The sequence below is a fragment of the Kaistella sp. genome (assembly GCF_049588135.1).
Classification (GTDB): Bacteria; Bacteroidota; Bacteroidia; order Flavobacteriales; family Weeksellaceae; genus Kaistella.
Genome location: NZ_JBAVFG010000074.1, coordinates 1 through 17420, shown reverse-complemented (window position 1 = coordinate 17420; position 17420 = coordinate 1). Strand labels below are relative to the sequence as shown.

Below are 17420 nucleotides of genomic sequence, written 5' to 3'. Positions count from 1 at the left end.
CTTATTTATCTTTGATTATAAATTATCTTTGATTAATAAATTGATAAAAGATGTCGGATAAATCAAGACAGGTATTTCAAACCAATGATGGCAAACGGTATAAAGCCACCCAATGGACTTTACGCATCGTGTTGATCATACTTTCATTCATTATAATTGTTGTCGCGATTGCCGTATTAAGGGGGAAAAACCCAACGATGCCTCAACTAAATTCGATTGGAAAATCGTTTGAATCGAAAATAAATCCCGACAATAAATTTACTTTAGCAACACCTTTGAATAAAAAATTCAAGGGATTTAAAGATTTTCTTCAAAAAAAAATTATTGATGAAAAAACGGCCAACAGAGCGATCAATACCAAATTGATCCGTGCTGCATTCTACGTTCCTTGGTCACCAACTTCTCTCTCGGATTTAAGAGCCAACGGAAGCAGGCTGAACACCATTTACCCAGAATGGTTTTTCATTAATCCCAAAACATTTCAGCTAGATTCCCGTATTGATAAAGAAGCGCTTTCGGTGATGAAGCATTATGGATTAAGCATACAACCTGTTTTCAATAATTTTATTTCTGTCCCTGGAAAACAAGGAAATTTCAGTGGCGAATTATTACATACCGTTTTGCATGACCAAAAAATTCAGAATCGGTTAATTTCCCAGATTATAGCGACTTTAAAAGCCAATCAACTTCATGGCATCAATGTCGATTTCGAGGAATTGAAGGAAAACTCTGATGAGTATCTGAATGCATTCATGAAAAATCTATACACGCAATTCAAGAAAAACAACTTGATTGTTTCCATCGATATTATGCCGGATAATACCGATTATGATAATAAATATTTAAAAGATTATACCGATTATTTTGTAGTAATGGCTTACGATCAATTTAATGATAATTCACAAGCTGGCCCCATTAGCGATCAAAAATGGATTGAAAAACAACTCGATCAAATCGCAAAAGATGTTCCTTCGGAAAAATTGATTCTTGGTATCGGAGCTTACGGAAGACAGTGGATTACCGATGAAAATGGCACCCGAACAGAAGATATTACTTATGGGCAGGCGATTGATCGTGCAAAGATTTCTAAATCGACTATTGCTTTTGATAATAATTCTTACAACCTTCATTATGCCTATAATTTTTCAGGGAGCAGAGACGAACCTGCCTCTAAAAACAGTGTGTGGTTTACCGATGCAGCCACTACTTATAATATCCTAAGATTTTCTGATGATTACAGAAATGCCGGAACAGCAATCTGGAGATTAGGCAGTGAGGATCCTAGAATTTGGTCTTTTTACCCGAGAGATTTAAGTTCTGCGAGTCTGAAAAAAAACCCTTTTAATTATTCAATTTTAGAATTGATGCCACCGAATTTCAATTCAAAACCGACTTCGATTGGAAGTGGTGAAATCATTAATATTCTGTATTCTCCTCAACAAGGGCGAACAAAAATAGACATCGATAAAAATGAAAATCTGATTTCCGAAGAGCGATATTCACAACTCCCCTCTGGATTTTTATATGAAAAATTTGCTGAAGACAGTACCAAAATCGGCCCGGGTCATAAAATTATTTTAACTTTTGACGATGGTCCAAGTGCTGAATTTACCCCGAAAATATTGGATATTCTGGAAAGAGAAAAAGTTCCGGCAACTTTTTTTTTGATTGGTGAAAATGCAGAAGCCAATATTCCTTTGGTTCAAAGAATCAATCGCAATGGTTTTGAAATAGGAAACCATACTTTCACCCACGGTAATTTAGCAAAAATGTCTCCCCAAAGGGCTTCACTTGAACTGAAAACGACCCGTGCACTGATCGAATGTATTACCGGGAAATCTACAGTTTTGTTTCGTGCACCTTATAATGCCGATTCTGAACCACAAACGTATGAGGAACTAGAACCATTAGCACAAAGTAAAAAAGACAATTATATCGCTATTGGAGAAAGCATTGATCCGAACGATTGGGATCCGAAAATGAATGCCGATTCTATTGTGAACAGAACCATTCGTTTTGCTAATGAAAATAATGCAAGTATTATTCTATTGCATGATGCAGGCGGCGATACGCGACAACCAACCGTAGATGCACTTCCTAGAATTATTAAATATTTTAAAGACAAAGGCTGCAAATTTACTACCGTTGCAGATTTGATGAACGTTCCCGAATCTGAATTAATGCCGCCCATAAAAAGAAGCTGGAAAAACGATCTTAATTTCTTTTTTGCATCAGCCAGTTACTGGGTTGGTCAAGTTATTTACGCTTTGTTTTTAATCGGCATTATTTTATCGATTTCAAGAATGATTTTAATGGCGATTTTAGCTTATTTGCAAACTCGGAAAGAGAAAAAATTATTATCGCAATTCACGGGAATGCCAGACTATCCGAAAGTCAGTATCATTGTGCCCGCCTATAACGAAGAGGTAAATGCCATACGAACCGTAGAGTCATTACTCAACCAAGATTACCCTAATATTGATATCGTTTTTGTGGATGACGGTAGCAAAGATCAAACTTTTGAAAATGTGCAAAAGGCTTTCGATGGAAATCCAAAGGTTAAAGTTTTCACCAAACAAAATGGAGGAAAAGCATCTGCATTAAATTTCGGAATCGCAGAAACCGATGCCGAATTCGTAGTATGCATCGATGCTGACACCCAACTGAAAACCGATGCCGTTTCTCAATTGTTGAAGAGTTTTTATCTTGAAGGAAATCCTGAACAAATAGGCGCAGTCGCAGGAAATGTAAAAGTGGGAAATGAAATTAATATGATCACCAAATGGCAAAGTATTGAGTACATTACTTCCCAAAATTTCGACCGACGTGCATTTTCATTATTAAATTGTATTACCGTAGTTCCAGGAGCACTGGGTGGATTCCGTAGAAAAGCAGTCTTAGAAGCTGGCGGATTTACCACCGATACTCTAGCTGAAGATTGCGATTTGACGATGAGACTCCACAAATTGGGCTATATTGTAGAAAACTGTAACAATGCCATTTCCTACACAGAAGCGCCAGAAACCATGAGTCAGTTTCTGAAACAGCGTTTCCGATGGAGTTTCGGTATTCTGCAAAGTTTCTGGAAACACCGCGATGCGATTTTCAGAAAGCAGTACAAAAATTTCGGGAAAGTGGCTTTGCCCAATATTTTGCTTTATCAAATTTTATTGCCATTTCTCGCTCCACTAGCAGATTTGCTATTGGTTGTAAGCTTGGTATTATCGGGGTTTGGATTAATTGTAGCAGATCCTACCCACATTATTTTGTACTATCTCGTTTTCTCTTTGGTTGATATCGCTGGAGCAGCCTTGGCTTTCGCTTTTGAAAAAGAAAAATTCAGCAAGCTGATTTGGATGATTCCGCAACGGTTAATCTATCGCCAATTGATGTATTATATTTTGTTCAAATCTTTCCGAAAAGCAGTAAAAGGAGAAATTCAAAACTGGGGCGTTCTAAAAAGAACAGGAAATGTGAAGACAACATAATTTCTTAGCTTTTACAAAAGAAAACAGATTGAAATCAGTAACTTTGATTTTAATATTTCTTTAAAGGAGGTTAATTTTTAGTTAAAGTGGAAATCAATCATTCTATTGGTTTGGTATTTTCAGTGAAAAAATTTTAAATGTAAGACTATGAAAGCAAGAATTATTTTTTTGGTATTTCTCAATATCCTCTATCTTCATCTTGATGGTCAAAATTTAAAATATCCCGAGGTATGGACTTTAGAAAACTGTATTGACTATGCAAAAAGCAATAATATATCAATCTCCTCTTTACGTCTTTCAAAAAATTCTGCAAGTCAGGATTTATTACAAGCAAAAGCAGCAAAATACCCCAATCTGAACGGCACCATTTCTCAGGGTCTTTTTGCATTAAATGCAAATAGCGGTCTCCACGTACAAGGATTAAACACTCAAAGTGTAGGAGCCAATTCCTCGATTACGCTGTACCACGACAGTTATATTAAAAACAATGTTATTTCAAAAGATTTATCGGTACAGTTGGCTGATTTATCGGTACAGGAAAGTGAAAACAATATTACGTTGAGCGTGACTCAGGCTTTTTTAAATATAGTAATGTCACAGGAGAATATAGTGGCTCTTCAAAGCTTATTAACGACCACTGAAACCCAATTAAAACAGGGAACACAACTTTATAATGCAGGGAGTATTTCTAAATTAAATTTCCTGCTTCTTCAATCACAACAAGCGCAGGACGAATATAATCTAATCTCCGCTCAAAATAATCTAAAGACCGATTTGGTGAATTTAAAGCAAATCTTGCAATTACCTACTTCTTATCATTTCCAAATTACTGCTCCCGTAGAAATCATCGTAAGCAATGATATTAAACCTCTGGAAGATGTTCAACAAATTGCACAAAACCAAAGACCAGAAATGAAGTACGGCGAATTGAATATCGAGAATTCTGAACTTTTATTGAAAATGACAAAATCATCAATAAAACCAACTTTAAGTTTATCTGGAAATATTTCTACCAGTTATTCTCTTGGAAACGGCAATTATATTAACCAGTTGGGAAATCAATTTTACATGCCCGTAGGTTTAAGTTTGGGAATTCCGATTTATAATAACCGCATTTATAAAACGGCTATAGAAAAATCCAAAATAAATATAGAACAAGCTCAATTGGATTTAGAAAATACCAAAACTGTCCTCAATCAGCAAATTGAACAAGCGTATATCAGCCTTCAAAATTCACTATCACAATATGAATCTGCGGAAAAACAGATGAATATCAATGAGCAAACCTATGCAATAGTAAATGCACAAATGAAATTGGGAGCTATTGATTATGTTCAGCTACAGCAGCAAAAACTAATTTATATACAAGCACTTCAAAATTATTTACAGGCAAAATATACTGCGGTACTCAACAAACAGATTTATGAATTTTATACGGGGCAGAAAATTAATTTATAAAATACTTGAAAATGAAAAATAAAAAATGGCTGATTTGGGGAATCCTTATTTTCGTATTAGGAATTGGTCTTTGGTACTATTTCAAAAAAAGCGATGCCGTAAAAATCCAACTCAACACCGTAAAACCTGAAATCGGTGATATCACACAATCGATTACCGCCACCGGAACGATTCAGCCGGTAGATACGGTTGCCGTGGGAACTCAAGTTTCGGGAACCCTTAATAAAATTTATGTTGATTTTAATTCTCAAGTTAAAAAAGGACAGCTTTTAGCCACCTTAGATCCTTCTTTATTAAGAGATCAATCTTTGCAAATTGCAGGAACTCTTGCCAGTACCAAAAGTAGTTTAGCTTACAACGAAACCAATTATATCCGCCAACAAGAACTGTATAAAGTAGGAGCCATCAGCAAAGCCGATTACCAATCTGCACTCAACCAATATAGTGCGGCAAAAGCGCTGGTTAACTCTACTAATGCTCAGCTCGCCGCTGCCAATACCAATTTGTCTTATACCAAAATCTACTCACCAATTGATGGAACTATTTTATCTAGAAATGTAAGCGAAGGTCAAACTGTAGCTGCGAGTTTCAGTACGCCAACATTATTTAGTATTGCTAAAGATTTAACAAAAATGCAGGTTCGCGCTTCGATTGATGAAGCAGATATTGGAAACGTAAAACAAGGTCAACAAGTAACTTTCACCGTAGATGCTTTTCCGGATCTTAATTTTAAAGGAGAAGTTACCGAAATCCGTTTACATCCTACCGTGTCAGCAAATGTGGTTAATTATATCACCATCATTAATACCGATAATTCTGAACTAAAATTAAAACCAGGAATGACGGCTAATATCTCTGTAATTACAAGTGATATTCAGAAAATCATGAAGATCCCAGCGCAAGCAATTACCTTTAAACCAGATTCAATAGTAGCTACAAATTACAAAATTAATTCACCACTTCCCATTCCGCAAAAAAAACAATCGAATACTTCTTTAAACAAAAATGAAGCGAGCGTTTGGGTTTTAGCTGCCGACCAATCCATTTCTATAAAAAAAATAAAAACAGGTACCTCTAATGACACAGATTTACAGGTAATCTCAGGTTTAGGTTTAAATGACAATGTAATTACAGGTTATAAAACTTTGACCAAAAAATCAAGCAACACTGCCAAAAGTCCATTTTTACCACAAAGATCTGGTGGCAAAAAACCTAGTGGCGGCGGACCAAGATAAACTAAAGAAAATGGCAAAAATATTAGAAATCATCGATCTTAAAAAAGAATTTAAAATGGGCGGACAAACCGTTCATGCGTTGCAGGGCATTAATTTCACGGTAGAAACAGGAGAATTTGTAACCATTATGGGACACAGTGGATCGGGAAAATCTACTTTACTTAATATTTTGGGTTGCCTTGATATACCAAGCGATGGAGACTATTTTCTAGATGGCGTAAATGTGAAAAATTTAGACAAAGACCAACTCGCTCAGTTAAGAAATCAAAAAATAGGTTTTGTTTTTCAAGCGTATAATTTACTTGCCAGAACCACTGCATTAGAAAATGTAGAACTTCCACTTTTGTACGATTCCAAAATTTCTACGAAGGAAAGAAATGAGCGCTCATTGAAAGCGTTAGAAGCTGTGAAATTGGGAGACCGCATCGATCACCTTCCGAACCAAATGTCAGGCGGTCAACAACAACGGGTTGCTATTGCAAGAGCTTTGGTAAATGAACCTGTCATGATTTTGGCAGATGAAGCCACCGGAAATTTAGATACCAGAACCTCCTACGAAATTATGGCATTAATGCAGGATTTAAATCTTCAAGGAAAAACAATTGTTTTCGTTACACACGAACCAGATATCGCAGCTTTCAGCAGCAGAACCATTACGTTAAAAGATGGAAAAATCATTAAAGACTTGAAGAATGACCAAATTAAAAATGCCAAACAAATGTTGGACAGTTTAGCTATAAGTGATGATCATAAAACCTAAAAAATGAAACTCTCAAATTTATTCAAAATAGCATGGAAAGCCATTTTCAGAAATAAACTGCGCGCTTTCCTTACCATGCTGGGAATTATCATCGGCGTAGCATCTGTTATTGCGATGACCGCTATTGGTGAGGGTTCAAAAAAAAGCATTAGCGATCAACTTTCTTCCATGGGTTCCAATATGATCAACATTCGCCCAACGAGCAATGTGAATGTTTCTGGCGGTGCGAGAATCGGTGCATCAGGATTGCAAAGTTTAAAAACAACAGATGTAGAAGCAATTTTAAAAGGAGCTCCAGATGTATCCTACGTTTCTCCGGCAGTACAAACAAACGGACAGTCAATTAATGGGCCCAATAACTGGCCTACTCAACTTCAAGGCGTAAATGCAAATTATTTTAAAATCCGCGATTGGAATGTTTCGGACGGTGCTCTTTTTACTGCAAAGGATGTAATATCTTCCAATAAAGTTTGCTTAATTGGACAAACTGTTTTAGCCAATTTGTTTCCAAACGGTGACGATCCTATTGGAAAAGTAATTAGATTTAATAAAATCCCGATGATCATTATCGGAGTTTTAGAAACAAAAGGCGCCAATACTTTTGGGCAGGATCAAGATGACATCATTATAGCACCTTTCTATACGGTGCAGCGGAGATTTCTAGGTATTAATTATGTTCAAACCATTTACGCCTCCTCCACTAGCGAAAACACTTCCTCCCAAGCATCTGATGAAATTTCACAGATTCTGAGAAAACAACATCATCTTTCCGCTGATGGCAATAACGATGATTTTTCGGTGAGAACTCAGGCAGAATTAATTTCAACCATGAGCTCTACAAGTCAACTCTTAACCGTTCTCTTATCTGCAATTGCGGGGATTTCTCTTTTGGTGGGCGGCATTGGAATTATGAATATTATGTACGTTTCCGTAACAGAAAGAACCAAAGAAATCGGTCTGCGAATGTCCATCGGTGCACGTGGAAAAGACATTCTGTATCAGTTTTTAATTGAAGCCATTATGATTAGTGTTACTGGTGGTTTAATTGGTGTAATATTGGGAATTTCTGTTACGAAAATAGTAACCAAATTTCTGGGTTGGCCAACTTTTATCACCGAATCATCTATTATTCTTTCTTTTTTTGTTTGTGCGCTAACTGGTGTGTTTTTTGGTTATTATCCCGCGCTGAAAGCATCTAAATTGGATCCTATTGACGCCCTGAGATATGAATAATAAATCCTAGAATCGCACAGAACATTTTCTCTGACATTCCAAATATCTTTTTTTTTTCAGTAGGACTAATTTTTATTTTTTTAATGAAAAAATATTTTCACAGCGAGATGATAAACACTATTTTTACGAATAGAATATAGCTATTGTTTGCCGCTGTAATTTCGGTAATCAGCTATATCAGTGAAACAAAAGTCCCAACCGAAAATCTAACCGATGAGTAAACTTAAGAAAATTTCTTTCCGTAAAATAATTTCAAAAATTCGGTGGCAGGAAATCCTGGCTGTTCTGATTCTTTTTCTCGCTTTCGTTTTTTTTAGAAGTGAAAGAACAGAAATGGCAGCTATTATTCCCCAAATCAAACAAGCGCAACCGCTGTGGATTGCGGCAGGAATTTTACTCACTTTCATATACGTTCTTCTGCAATCATTGATGTATGTTACCAGTTTTCGTGCTGTTGGTGTACACTTAAAACTTTCTGGTGCGATAGAATTATTTCTAAAAAGAAATTTCCTGAGTATTTTTCTACCTGCTGGCGGTATCAGTTCCCTAGCCTACACGCCGCGTCAGATGAAACGGCAAAACTTTGATAAAAACAGTATTCATAAGGCCAGTGCTATTTACGGATTTATTGGGATCCTCACCGTTTTTCTGGTAGGCATTCCGGTCGTAGGCTATGCTGCAGTAATGAATAAAGATTTCGGGAAATCTGGATTCTGGTTAATTGCAGTTGGAGTTTTTATCACTTTAGTTTTTTGGATGGCAAATTCTCTGCATACAAAAGGGATATTGTATCAATTCCTAAAAAGACATTTCCCCAAAAAAGCCAGTAGTATTGATGAGATTTTCGGTGGCAAAATCTCTACAAAATATTTCATGTTAACGATCTTCATTTCCATTTTAATTGAATTTTGTGGGATTTTTCACTTATTGATTGCCATGTTTGCATTTGGTGCAACTGGTTCGTTTTCGGCAGCGGCAGTTGGTTATACCATTTCAGTTTTGCTGATGTTGGTTTCGCCTTTTCTAAGAGGTTTGGGTGCGGTAGAATTTACCTTGATTTTTATATTGGCAAATTTCGGTTTTTCGCACAGTGAGGGTTTAGGAATTACTTTATTGTATAGGGTATTTGAATTTTGGCTTCCTTTGTTATTGGGACTTTTTGCTTTTGTGTGGAAAGGCAGAAAAATCGTTGCCCGAATCTTTCCTGCACTTTCGATCTTTATTCTAGGACTCGTCAACATTATTTCGGTGATTACTCCTCCACTTGCAGATCGACTGAAAATCGGAAAAATTTATCTTTCGGAAGATACGATGCATATTTCAAAAATCCTGACCTTAATTGCGGGAATTCTTTTGGTGGTAACCTCTGCTTATCTTTTTCGTGGTTTAAAACGAGGATGGTATTTTGCACTCTTCCTTGCCATTATCTCTTTTTTTGGAAACCTATTCAAAGCGCTTGATTATGAAGAATCAATTGTTGCTTTGATTATTATTTTCATGTTAATTGTAAGCAGAAAGGAGTATGTTTTAAAGACGAACAAAAAATATCTAAAACTCGGCTTTTCTTGGTTTCTAGGACTTTTTGCTGCTGTAATTCTATTTAATTTTCTAAGTTTTTACTTTATTGATAAGCGCCACTTCGGGGTCGACTTTACGTGGGAAGAATCTCTATATTACACGCTTAATAGTTTTCTGCTTTTTCAAAATAATGGGCTTATTCCAAGAACTGGATTTGCCAAAGATTTTGAATTCATCAATTATTTTTTCGGAATTATTTCCTGGTTGTTGCTCATTTTTTCCGTCTTTAATGTTCGGAGATTAATCAATGATGAAGAAAGTTTCAGCGATTTTGAAGAGGCACAAAATTTAGTAAAAATGTACGGAACTTCGTCGCTGGATTTCTTTAAAATAGGAAAAGAAAAACAATTGTATTTTTCTGATGAGGTTGAAGGTTTTGTTTCTTATAGGATTGCAAATCAATTTGCCTTCGTACTCGAAGAACCAGTTTGTGGAGAAGAACATAAAGAAAAAATGATTGAAGAGTTCGAAGATTTTTGTAGAGAAAATGGTTTAAAATCGGTGTATTACAGAATTGACGAACAAAGTTTATTTCTATTTAAACCCTTAAAAAAACAGCAATTATTTATCGGCCAAGAAGCGATCATGAATACTGAAACCTTTAAACTAGAGGGAAAAGATAGAAAATCATTGAGAAACGGTTTGAATACTTTAGTCAAAAAAGGTTATACTTCAGAAATTATTCTTCAGCCTCAAAATGAAGAAATACTCAATGAAATTCAAAGCATTTCAGATGAATGGCTGAAGGAATTCAATAAGGAAGAAATGGTCTTTTCGCAAGGAATGTTTGACCGGTCTGAAATAAAAAAGCAGGATTTAATCGTCATTAAAAATGAAATAGGAAAGATTGAAGCTTTTCTTAATATCATCCCAGATTTTGCACCAGAAGAATGCACTTATGATTTGATCCGAAAAACTGTGAATGCGCCGAATGGAAGTATGGATGCGATGATTGTAAAACTAGTGGAATATGCGAAAGCAAAAAAAATATTGTATATCAATCTTGGCTTAACACCTTTGGCGGGAATTAAACAACCCGACAATACGGCGGAGGAGATACTCAAATTTGTTTACAACCGAATCGGGAGTTTTAAACAATATCAAAGTTTGCGAGATTTTAAAGAAAAATATGCCGATCAATGGGAAAACAAATATTTGATTTATGGCAATGATTTTGATTTATTGCAAATTCCTGCAGCTTTAAATAAAATCACCAAACCAAAATGAAAAAGTTGGCAAAAGTTTTAAGTCTATTTTCATTGCTCTTGCTCTTTTCTTGCCTGAATAGTGATTCTTTTCCTGTAGTTGAATGGAATGGCAATAGTGACAAACCTATTGTCTTTTATATCAGTGGTGATGGTGGTTTCAATACTTTTTCAAAAACATTTGCACAAGAAATTCATCGGTATGGTTATGATGTTTTTGCCCTTAATACCAAAAAATATTTCTGGAAAAAAAAGACGCCTTTACAAGCTTCGCAAGACACCGAAAATTATCTTAAACAAATTATTCAAAATCGTATTAATAAAAAAATAATCATCATTGGATATTCTTACGGAGCAGATGTTGCACCATTTATTTATAACCGTTTTGATCGTGATTTTCAGAAAAACATTCAGAAGTTAATTATCATCGGACCGTCTAGGGTAAATGATTTCGAGATTCATCTTGAAGAATATGTCACTGGACACATGGAATACGGTTATAGTGTTGTGAATGAAATTAATCATCTAAAAAATGTACCTTTCACTTTAGTGGTAAGTGATCTTGAAAAAGAATATTTCCCCAAAAATGAAATCACTTTGAAAGATTATCAATTTCTTCATCTTCAAGGCGATCATCATTTCGGAGGCAAAACCAAAATGCTTGCAGATTCTCTTATCAAATATTTTTAATAATTATCGGAATGGCCAACAAAACCTCACAACACATTCTCCCAACTGCATCTAATCTACTGGGATTTTGCCTGATTGTAATTACTTCACTCCACATCAGTTCGGCAACGGTAAATTCTATTTTAGATGAATTCACAAGCATTGTCGCAGCATTGCTCTGTGTTTCGGTTATGCTCTCTTTTTTTTCTATTAAAAGTAAAAGCGAAACTTGGACTCGTCGTTTGGAATTAGCCGCAGAAATTCTTTTCGGTATTTCAATTACAGGAATCGGAATTATTGTAGTGGTTCTTTTGCACAAATTCTGGCTTCAATAAATTTTATTAAAAAATAACGCTTACTTTTATTCTATAGAATTTTAAATATGAAAAATAAAAAATATGTTCTTGACTTGCTGAAAAATGAAGACGAACAACTTCAGAAAATGCATGAAATCATTCATAAAGCCTTAGATGAAGAAACCCTTATTACTTCAATTATTGAAGACAAAGAGGAAGAAAGAACCCAAGGCGAAAAACTTTCAGATCAAGTTGCAAAATTTGGAGGAAGCTGGAAATTTATTATCATTTTCGCAGTAATTCTAATCGTTTGGATTTTTTACAATACACAAGTAATGCATAACAAAAGCTTTGATCCTTATCCTTATATCCTTCTAAATCTTATTCTTTCGTGTATTGCTGCAATTCAGGCGCCGATTATTATGATGAGCCAAAACCGCCAGGAAGCAAAAGATCGTACAAGAGCTACGAGTGATTATATGATTAATCTGAAATCAGAAATTGAAATCAGAAATCTTCATGAGAAAGTGGATCTTTCGATTATCGATCAGTATAAACATCTTTGTGAAATTCAGCAAAAGCAATTACAACTTTTAGAGGAGCTGAATAAGAAAGTAAAAATGCTTTCGAAACCCACCAATATTTCTTAAAGTTTCGCTGGGTTATATTGAACGTATTTCAAAAAATCAACTTATATTTAAAATCGAATTTCACCCTTTAATTAAAACAAAATGACGAAAGAAGAACTGCTCAACAAAGCCATTAAACTAGCTCAAAAAGCACATAAAGGACAAACTGATAAATTCGGAACTCCATACATCGGTCACGTGATGCGCGTGATGAATGCAGGAAGAACATACGATGAAAAAATCGTTGGTGCATTGCACGATGTGATTGAAGACTGCCCCGAAATCACCTATGAAATTTTAATAGAAGAAGGATTTTCGGAAGAGGTAATTTTCGCCATAAAATGCATTACGAAAAACCCAACTGATATCGATTATATGGAATTTATAAAAAAGACTGAACAATCAAAACTGGCGGTTTCGGTAAAACTAAATGATTTGCAGGATAATATGAGTTTAACCAGATTTAATCATCCCATCACCGAACGGGACATGAAACGACTGAACAAATATTTAACGGCTTATCTTTATTTAAAAGAAAAATATTAATCAACCGTTTTATCAGAATCCGACACAAGTGCTTTTAACTCGTTGACTTCCGCGTCGGTTAAATCCCTCCACTTGCCGATCGGAAGGTCGAGCTTAATATTCAGAACACGGATTCTTTTCAGCTTTTTAACTTCATAACCGCAAAATTCACACATCCGGCGAATCTGCCGGTTTAAACCTTGGGTAAGAACGATTCTGAAAGATAAATTATCGATTTGTTCTACTTCACATTTATTGGTCACGGTATCTAAAATTGGAATTCCGCCACGCATCTGCATCAAGAATTTCGGTGTGATGGGTTTGTCAACTCTTACAATATATTCTTTACCGTGGTTATTTCTTGAGCGGAGGATTTTGTTGACGATATCTCCATCGTTGGTCAAAAGAATTAAACCTTCACTCGGTTTATCTAATCTGCCGATCGGGAAAATCCTTTTCGGATGATTAACGAATTCAATAATATTGTCTCGTTCTCTTTTGGTATCGGTGGTACAGACAATGCCAACCGGTTTATTCAAAGCGATATAAATGGGTTTTTCTTCTGTTTTTTTAATATTAATTCCGTCAACCAAAATTTCATCGTCGTCAGAAACCTTGGTTCCCATTTCCGGAACTGCTCCATTAATGGTTATTCTTCCCTGTTCTAAAAGTCGGTCAGCTTCTCTGCGCGAGCAAAAACCAACTTCTGAAAGGTATTTATTGATTCTAGTCTTTTCCATACTCATTATAATTTTTGTTACTGAAGATCGTCAATCCGTAAAATACGCCCACAAAGGTAACTCCTGTATTTCCTAATTGTTGACCTTCCAAATAAAAGCCGCCTTGCTGACTTAATCGCTTAGTGTGAGAAACCAATTTTCCCACTTTAATTCCATATAAATCCGAATGGTCAACCACCGATTTATTCAACTGAAATCCGTAAGTTAAATCTATAAAAACAGGTTCACCATCATCGACATTCAAGAGAATTTTAGGTTGAATAATTCCATACAAAATATGAAAATTATCTACGGTATAAGTATATTTTAATCCGCCACCTAAAGACAAATTCGGGATAAAGTTAAATCCTGCCACTGCTGAAATTCCGTAAGAAAAATCATTGGGATAATTCACAGGAGGATTGTTCGGATTGTTGTCTCTATCTCGATTTTCTTTAATCATATTCGACAAATTAAATCCTGCACTTACTTCTGGAGAAAAGTAAAAACCCTGAATAGGTCTTTTTTCTTTTTTTTCCTGACTAAAAACAAAAATTGAAAACAGTAAAAATAGGAGAACTATTTTTTTCATATTTGAATTATTCTAATTTTTTTATACTTTACACCAACGATTTCAGGAATAACCTTATTTACCATTCTTAAAAAATTCACCGTTCACCATTCACCATTTAATTCACTCCATCTATTTTGCCGAAATTTTCAAAACGAAACTCATTTTCCAAAAATTTAGATGAAGCATTTTCGATGGAATAATCACCGATTTTTGTTCTTCTTAAATTGGTTAAATATGCGCCGACTTTTAAATCCTGACCAATATCGTGCGCCAAACTTCGAATATAAGTTCCTTTTGAACAGCCAACAGTAAATCGAACAAACGGCAATTCTATTTCAATATCTTTGATATAATTAATGGTCGTTTTTCTTGATTTCATTTCGACTTCTTTTCCGGCTCTTGCTAAATCATAAGCGCGATTTCCTTCAATTTTAATAGCGGAAAAAATGGGAGGTTTCTGATCGATCTCACCGAGAAATTTATTTAAAGTTTCCTTGATCTTAACTTCTGTAATATTTGAAATATCCTGTTGAAGAATTTCTGGTTTTTCGGTGTCGTAAGATTCTGTCTGCACGCCAATTTTGAGTTCGGTGAAATATTCTTTCGGCGCATCCTGGATTTCAGGAATAATCTTGGTGAACTTTCCGGTGCAAATAATTAAAAGCCCTGTTGCCCGCGGATCCAAAGTTCCGGCGTGACCAATCTTAAATTTTTTCGGAAGATTAAATTCACTTTTAAGTTTATATTTCAGTTTATTTACGGCTTGAAAGCTCGTCCAATCCAAAGGTTTGTCGAGAAGTATTATTTGTCCTTCTAAGAAATCGGTATCAGTCATTTTTTAAACTAAATTGGTGAGTAGTTCTGCTTTGCAGCCCGACCTGAGTGGAGCTCTTTTTGCTGCAACAAAGTGGAGGCAAAAAAGCGGGAACGGAGGGCGGAAATGTCTGCCCAGATCAATTATTGAAACTGCGTAAAATAAATCAATAAAAAGATTCCCACAATAATCCGGTACCAACCCCAAGGTTTGAAACCGTATTTATTGAGTAACCCGATGAACGATTTTATCGCGATTAACGCTACTATAAACGCTACTACATTCCCAACAACAAAGGCAATAATGTTATCGGAAGAAGATAGAATCATCTCATATCCTTTCATCGGTGATGCAGTTTCTTTGCCCCAAGTTTTTACAAAAATAGAGTAAACGGTAACGGCCAACATCGTCGGAACCGCTAAGAAAAATGAAAATTCTGCTGCCGCTTTTCGAGTCAAACCTTGTGACATTCCACCGATAATTGAAGCTGCACTCCTACTCGTCCCAGGCATCATTGCCAGACATTGCCAGAAACCAACGATAACTGCTTTCTTAATCGACATGTCTTTTTCATCATCAATTGTTGGATTTTTAAACCAAGAATCTGAGAAGAGTAAAACGACTCCACCAAGTACTAATACGGCAGATATTGCTATTTGATTACCCAAAATTGCCTCAATTTTATCATCGAAAAGATAGCCTAAAACCAAAGCTGGAATTACGGCAAAAGCCAGTTTATAATAAAATTTTAAATTTTGGAAATTCAAGAACTTTCTCCAATAGGCAAAAACAACGGCTAAGATGGCACCGAACTGAATGGAAACCTGAAACATTTTTAGGAATTCTGTTTCTTCCATGCCCATCAAGGCTGCGGTAAAACCCATGTGTGCGGTTGATGAAACTGGAAGAAATTCGGTTAGTCCTTCGATAATTGCAATGATGATTGCTTTGAATAAATCCATATAAATTGATATTAAAAAAAAACTTTGTCAAAGATTAAAACCTTGACAAAGTGATGTATTGTGAAAAATTAATTATTTTTTCTTTCTTTTCAGAATTGCATAAACTTCAACGACGAATCCAGCAATGACGAACATTGGTGCTATTCGAATACGGCGAATCGAGAAAATACCTTCGTTCCACACATTTGGATCGTATTTACCGTCCACGGTATTGGCATCTGCACCCATCATTAAAATAAATCCAACGAGGATTAATGCCAAACCAATTAACATTAATTTGTAATTTTCTTTTCCGAAATAGAAAGGATTACTTTCTGAAACTTCTACGGATTTACCAATCGAATCAGCCGAGAATTGTTTATTTTTTTTGCTCATTTTTAAGAATAATATAAATCATCAACATTGGATCTTAGGAATCGCCATGTTGCAAAAATAGTACTGACAACGGTAATGAAAATGCCAAGCAAGAAAATACCTATAACGAGCATAATCAATTGATTATTGTCTTGTGCGAATGGCGTTCCGATTTGGGTAATGAAATAATACCATGCGCCAAATAATACAACTAAACCGATTACTGCGCCAATCATTCCAAGGATAATTGCTTCTTTGATAAAAGGTTTTAAAATGAAACGGCGTTTAGCACCAACCAATTGCATTGTTTTGATAATGAATCTTTTAGAGAATATTTTCAAACGAATCGAGTTATTAATCAATACAATCGCTAAGATTAAAAACAAGATTGAAAATCCTAAAATCCACTTCATAATATTGGTGAGGTTATTATAAACTTCCACCATCAAAGTACTATTATTTTTCACGTCGATAATTCCAGGAGTCGATTTAATTTGTTTAATCGCTTCATCTATTTTTGAAGGATCTACAAATTCTGGTTTCAAAGCAACTTCGATTGAAGATGGGAAAATATTTGCATCAAACAATGCGCTGCTTTCAATACCCATACTTTTTTTAGCTTCTTGGGCTGCCATTTCTCTGGAAATATAAGTTGCTTTTTTTACAGGACCTAATGCCTGAATTTTCTTAAAAGTTTCTGCCTCCAATTTTGCGATTTTCACAGAATCTTTTGCATCATAGTTTTCGTCAAAATAAGCATTCACTACCAACTGTTCCTTGATATAATCAGAATATTTTTGAGCATTAATGAGGATTAATCCCATTAATCCCAATAAAAACAACACCAATGCAATACTTATCACCACGGTAATATTACTGGATCGAAGTCTTCGTTTGTTAAAATCTTCAACTGTCTTAGCC

General features: G+C 35.3%; 16 protein-coding genes. 10 read left to right on the top strand and 6 right to left on the bottom strand.

Features of this window, described 5'->3' with window-relative positions; all coding sequences use genetic code 11:
* Window positions 1-50: 50 nt before the first annotated feature.
* From WBY99_RS04185 to WBY99_RS04140, 10 genes are all read left to right on the top strand, one after another.
* On the top strand, window positions 51-3488 hold the full coding sequence (locus WBY99_RS04185; protein ID WP_423975079.1) for a polysaccharide deacetylase family protein: 3438 nt from the start codon (window positions 51-53) through the stop codon (window positions 3486-3488).
* A gap of 147 nt (window positions 3489-3635) precedes the next feature.
* On the top strand, window positions 3636-4946 hold the full coding sequence (locus tag WBY99_RS04180) for a TolC family protein (protein ID WP_423975078.1): 1311 nt from the start codon (window positions 3636-3638) through the stop codon (window positions 4944-4946).
* Window positions 4947-4957: 11 nt separating this feature from the next.
* Complete coding sequence (locus tag WBY99_RS04175; protein WP_423975077.1) at window positions 4958-6181, top strand: efflux RND transporter periplasmic adaptor subunit; 1224 nt, start codon at window positions 4958-4960, stop codon at window positions 6179-6181.
* 10 nt (window positions 6182-6191) lie between these two features.
* Window positions 6192-6941 (top strand): ABC transporter ATP-binding protein, encoded by a 750-nt coding sequence (locus WBY99_RS04170; protein WP_423975076.1) that lies wholly within the window; start codon window positions 6192-6194, stop codon window positions 6939-6941.
* A gap of 3 nt (window positions 6942-6944) precedes the next feature.
* On the top strand, window positions 6945-8174 hold the full coding sequence (locus WBY99_RS04165; RefSeq protein ID WP_423975075.1) for an ABC transporter permease: 1230 nt from the start codon (window positions 6945-6947) through the stop codon (window positions 8172-8174).
* A 213-nt stretch (window positions 8175-8387) separates the two neighbouring features.
* Window positions 8388-10979, top strand: a complete 2592-nt coding sequence (locus WBY99_RS04160; RefSeq protein WP_423975074.1) for a phosphatidylglycerol lysyltransferase domain-containing protein — start codon at window positions 8388-8390, stop codon at window positions 10977-10979.
* Window positions 10976-11647: an AcvB/VirJ family lysyl-phosphatidylglycerol hydrolase gene (locus WBY99_RS04155; RefSeq protein WP_423975073.1), complete on the top strand. Its 672-nt coding sequence runs from the start codon at window positions 10976-10978 to the stop codon at window positions 11645-11647. Before WBY99_RS04160 ends, WBY99_RS04155 begins: the two co-directional genes overlap by 4 nt.
* Before the next feature lie 11 nt (window positions 11648-11658).
* Window positions 11659-11961: a hypothetical protein gene (locus WBY99_RS04150; RefSeq protein WP_423975072.1), complete on the top strand. Its 303-nt coding sequence runs from the start codon at window positions 11659-11661 to the stop codon at window positions 11959-11961.
* Between the two features lie 47 nt (window positions 11962-12008).
* Window positions 12009-12572, top strand: coding sequence for a DUF1003 domain-containing protein (locus tag WBY99_RS04145; protein WP_423975071.1), 564 nt, complete (start codon window positions 12009-12011; stop codon window positions 12570-12572).
* An 81-nt stretch (window positions 12573-12653) separates the two neighbouring features.
* Window positions 12654-13097: a phosphohydrolase gene (locus tag WBY99_RS04140; RefSeq protein ID WP_423975070.1), complete on the top strand. Its 444-nt coding sequence runs from the start codon at window positions 12654-12656 to the stop codon at window positions 13095-13097.
* Here the strand turns inward: WBY99_RS04140 and rluF are convergent.
* The 6 genes from rluF to WBY99_RS04110 form a co-directional block, all read right to left on the bottom strand.
* The gene (gene rluF / locus WBY99_RS04135; RefSeq protein ID WP_423975069.1) at window positions 13094-13816 is read right to left on the bottom strand and encodes a 23S rRNA pseudouridine(2604) synthase RluF; all 723 of its coding nucleotides are present in this window, start codon (window positions 13814-13816) and stop codon (window positions 13094-13096) included. The genes WBY99_RS04140 and rluF overlap by 4 nt on opposite strands.
* The gene (locus tag WBY99_RS04130) at window positions 13803-14387 is read right to left on the bottom strand and encodes a hypothetical protein (RefSeq protein ID WP_423975068.1); all 585 of its coding nucleotides are present in this window, start codon (window positions 14385-14387) and stop codon (window positions 13803-13805) included. The genes rluF and WBY99_RS04130 overlap by 14 nt, the downstream gene beginning before the upstream one ends.
* A gap of 97 nt (window positions 14388-14484) precedes the next feature.
* Window positions 14485-15204, bottom strand: a complete 720-nt coding sequence (gene truB, locus WBY99_RS04125; protein ID WP_423975067.1) for a tRNA pseudouridine(55) synthase TruB — start codon at window positions 15202-15204, stop codon at window positions 14485-14487.
* A 122-nt stretch (window positions 15205-15326) separates the two neighbouring features.
* Entirely contained in the window at window positions 15327-16145 is an 819-nt protein-coding gene (locus tag WBY99_RS04120; protein ID WP_423975066.1) for an undecaprenyl-diphosphate phosphatase, read from the bottom strand.
* 72 nt (window positions 16146-16217) lie between these two features.
* Window positions 16218-16520 (bottom strand): DUF3098 domain-containing protein, encoded by a 303-nt coding sequence (locus WBY99_RS04115; protein ID WP_423975065.1) that lies wholly within the window; start codon window positions 16518-16520, stop codon window positions 16218-16220.
* A 2-nt stretch (window positions 16521-16522) separates the two neighbouring features.
* On the bottom strand, window positions 16523-17420 hold an 898-nt coding region (locus WBY99_RS04110), incomplete at its 5' end, for a cell division protein FtsX (RefSeq protein ID WP_423975064.1).

What these genes read in the sequence shown, in the direction of transcription:
- WBY99_RS04140 (WP_423975070.1), top strand. Translation starts at nt 12,654, where the DNA reads ATGACGAAAGAAGAACTGCTCAACAAAGCCATTAAACTAGCTCAAAAA.
- truB (WP_423975067.1), bottom strand. Translation starts at nt 15,204, where the DNA reads ATGACTGATACCGATTTCTTAGAAGGACAAATAATACTTCTCGACAAA.
- WBY99_RS04175 (WP_423975077.1), top strand. Translation starts at nt 4,958, where the DNA reads ATGAAAAATAAAAAATGGCTGATTTGGGGAATCCTTATTTTCGTATTA.
- WBY99_RS04150 (WP_423975072.1), top strand. Translation starts at nt 11,659, where the DNA reads ATGGCCAACAAAACCTCACAACACATTCTCCCAACTGCATCTAATCTA.
- WBY99_RS04155 (WP_423975073.1), top strand. Translation starts at nt 10,976, where the DNA reads ATGAAAAAGTTGGCAAAAGTTTTAAGTCTATTTTCATTGCTCTTGCTC.
- rluF (WP_423975069.1), bottom strand. Translation starts at nt 13,816, where the DNA reads ATGGAAAAGACTAGAATCAATAAATACCTTTCAGAAGTTGGTTTTTGC.
- WBY99_RS04185 (WP_423975079.1), top strand. Translation starts at nt 51, where the DNA reads ATGTCGGATAAATCAAGACAGGTATTTCAAACCAATGATGGCAAACGG.
- WBY99_RS04130 (WP_423975068.1), bottom strand. Translation starts at nt 14,387, where the DNA reads ATGAAAAAAATAGTTCTCCTATTTTTACTGTTTTCAATTTTTGTTTTT.
- WBY99_RS04165 (WP_423975075.1), top strand. Translation starts at nt 6,945, where the DNA reads ATGAAACTCTCAAATTTATTCAAAATAGCATGGAAAGCCATTTTCAGA.
- WBY99_RS04145 (WP_423975071.1), top strand. Translation starts at nt 12,009, where the DNA reads ATGAAAAATAAAAAATATGTTCTTGACTTGCTGAAAAATGAAGACGAA.
- WBY99_RS04180 (WP_423975078.1), top strand. Translation starts at nt 3,636, where the DNA reads ATGAAAGCAAGAATTATTTTTTTGGTATTTCTCAATATCCTCTATCTT.
- WBY99_RS04170 (WP_423975076.1), top strand. Translation starts at nt 6,192, where the DNA reads ATGGCAAAAATATTAGAAATCATCGATCTTAAAAAAGAATTTAAAATG.
- WBY99_RS04120 (WP_423975066.1), bottom strand. Translation starts at nt 16,145, where the DNA reads ATGGATTTATTCAAAGCAATCATCATTGCAATTATCGAAGGACTAACC.
- WBY99_RS04160 (WP_423975074.1), top strand. Translation starts at nt 8,388, where the DNA reads ATGAGTAAACTTAAGAAAATTTCTTTCCGTAAAATAATTTCAAAAATT.
- WBY99_RS04115 (WP_423975065.1), bottom strand. Translation starts at nt 16,520, where the DNA reads ATGAGCAAAAAAAATAAACAATTCTCGGCTGATTCGATTGGTAAATCC.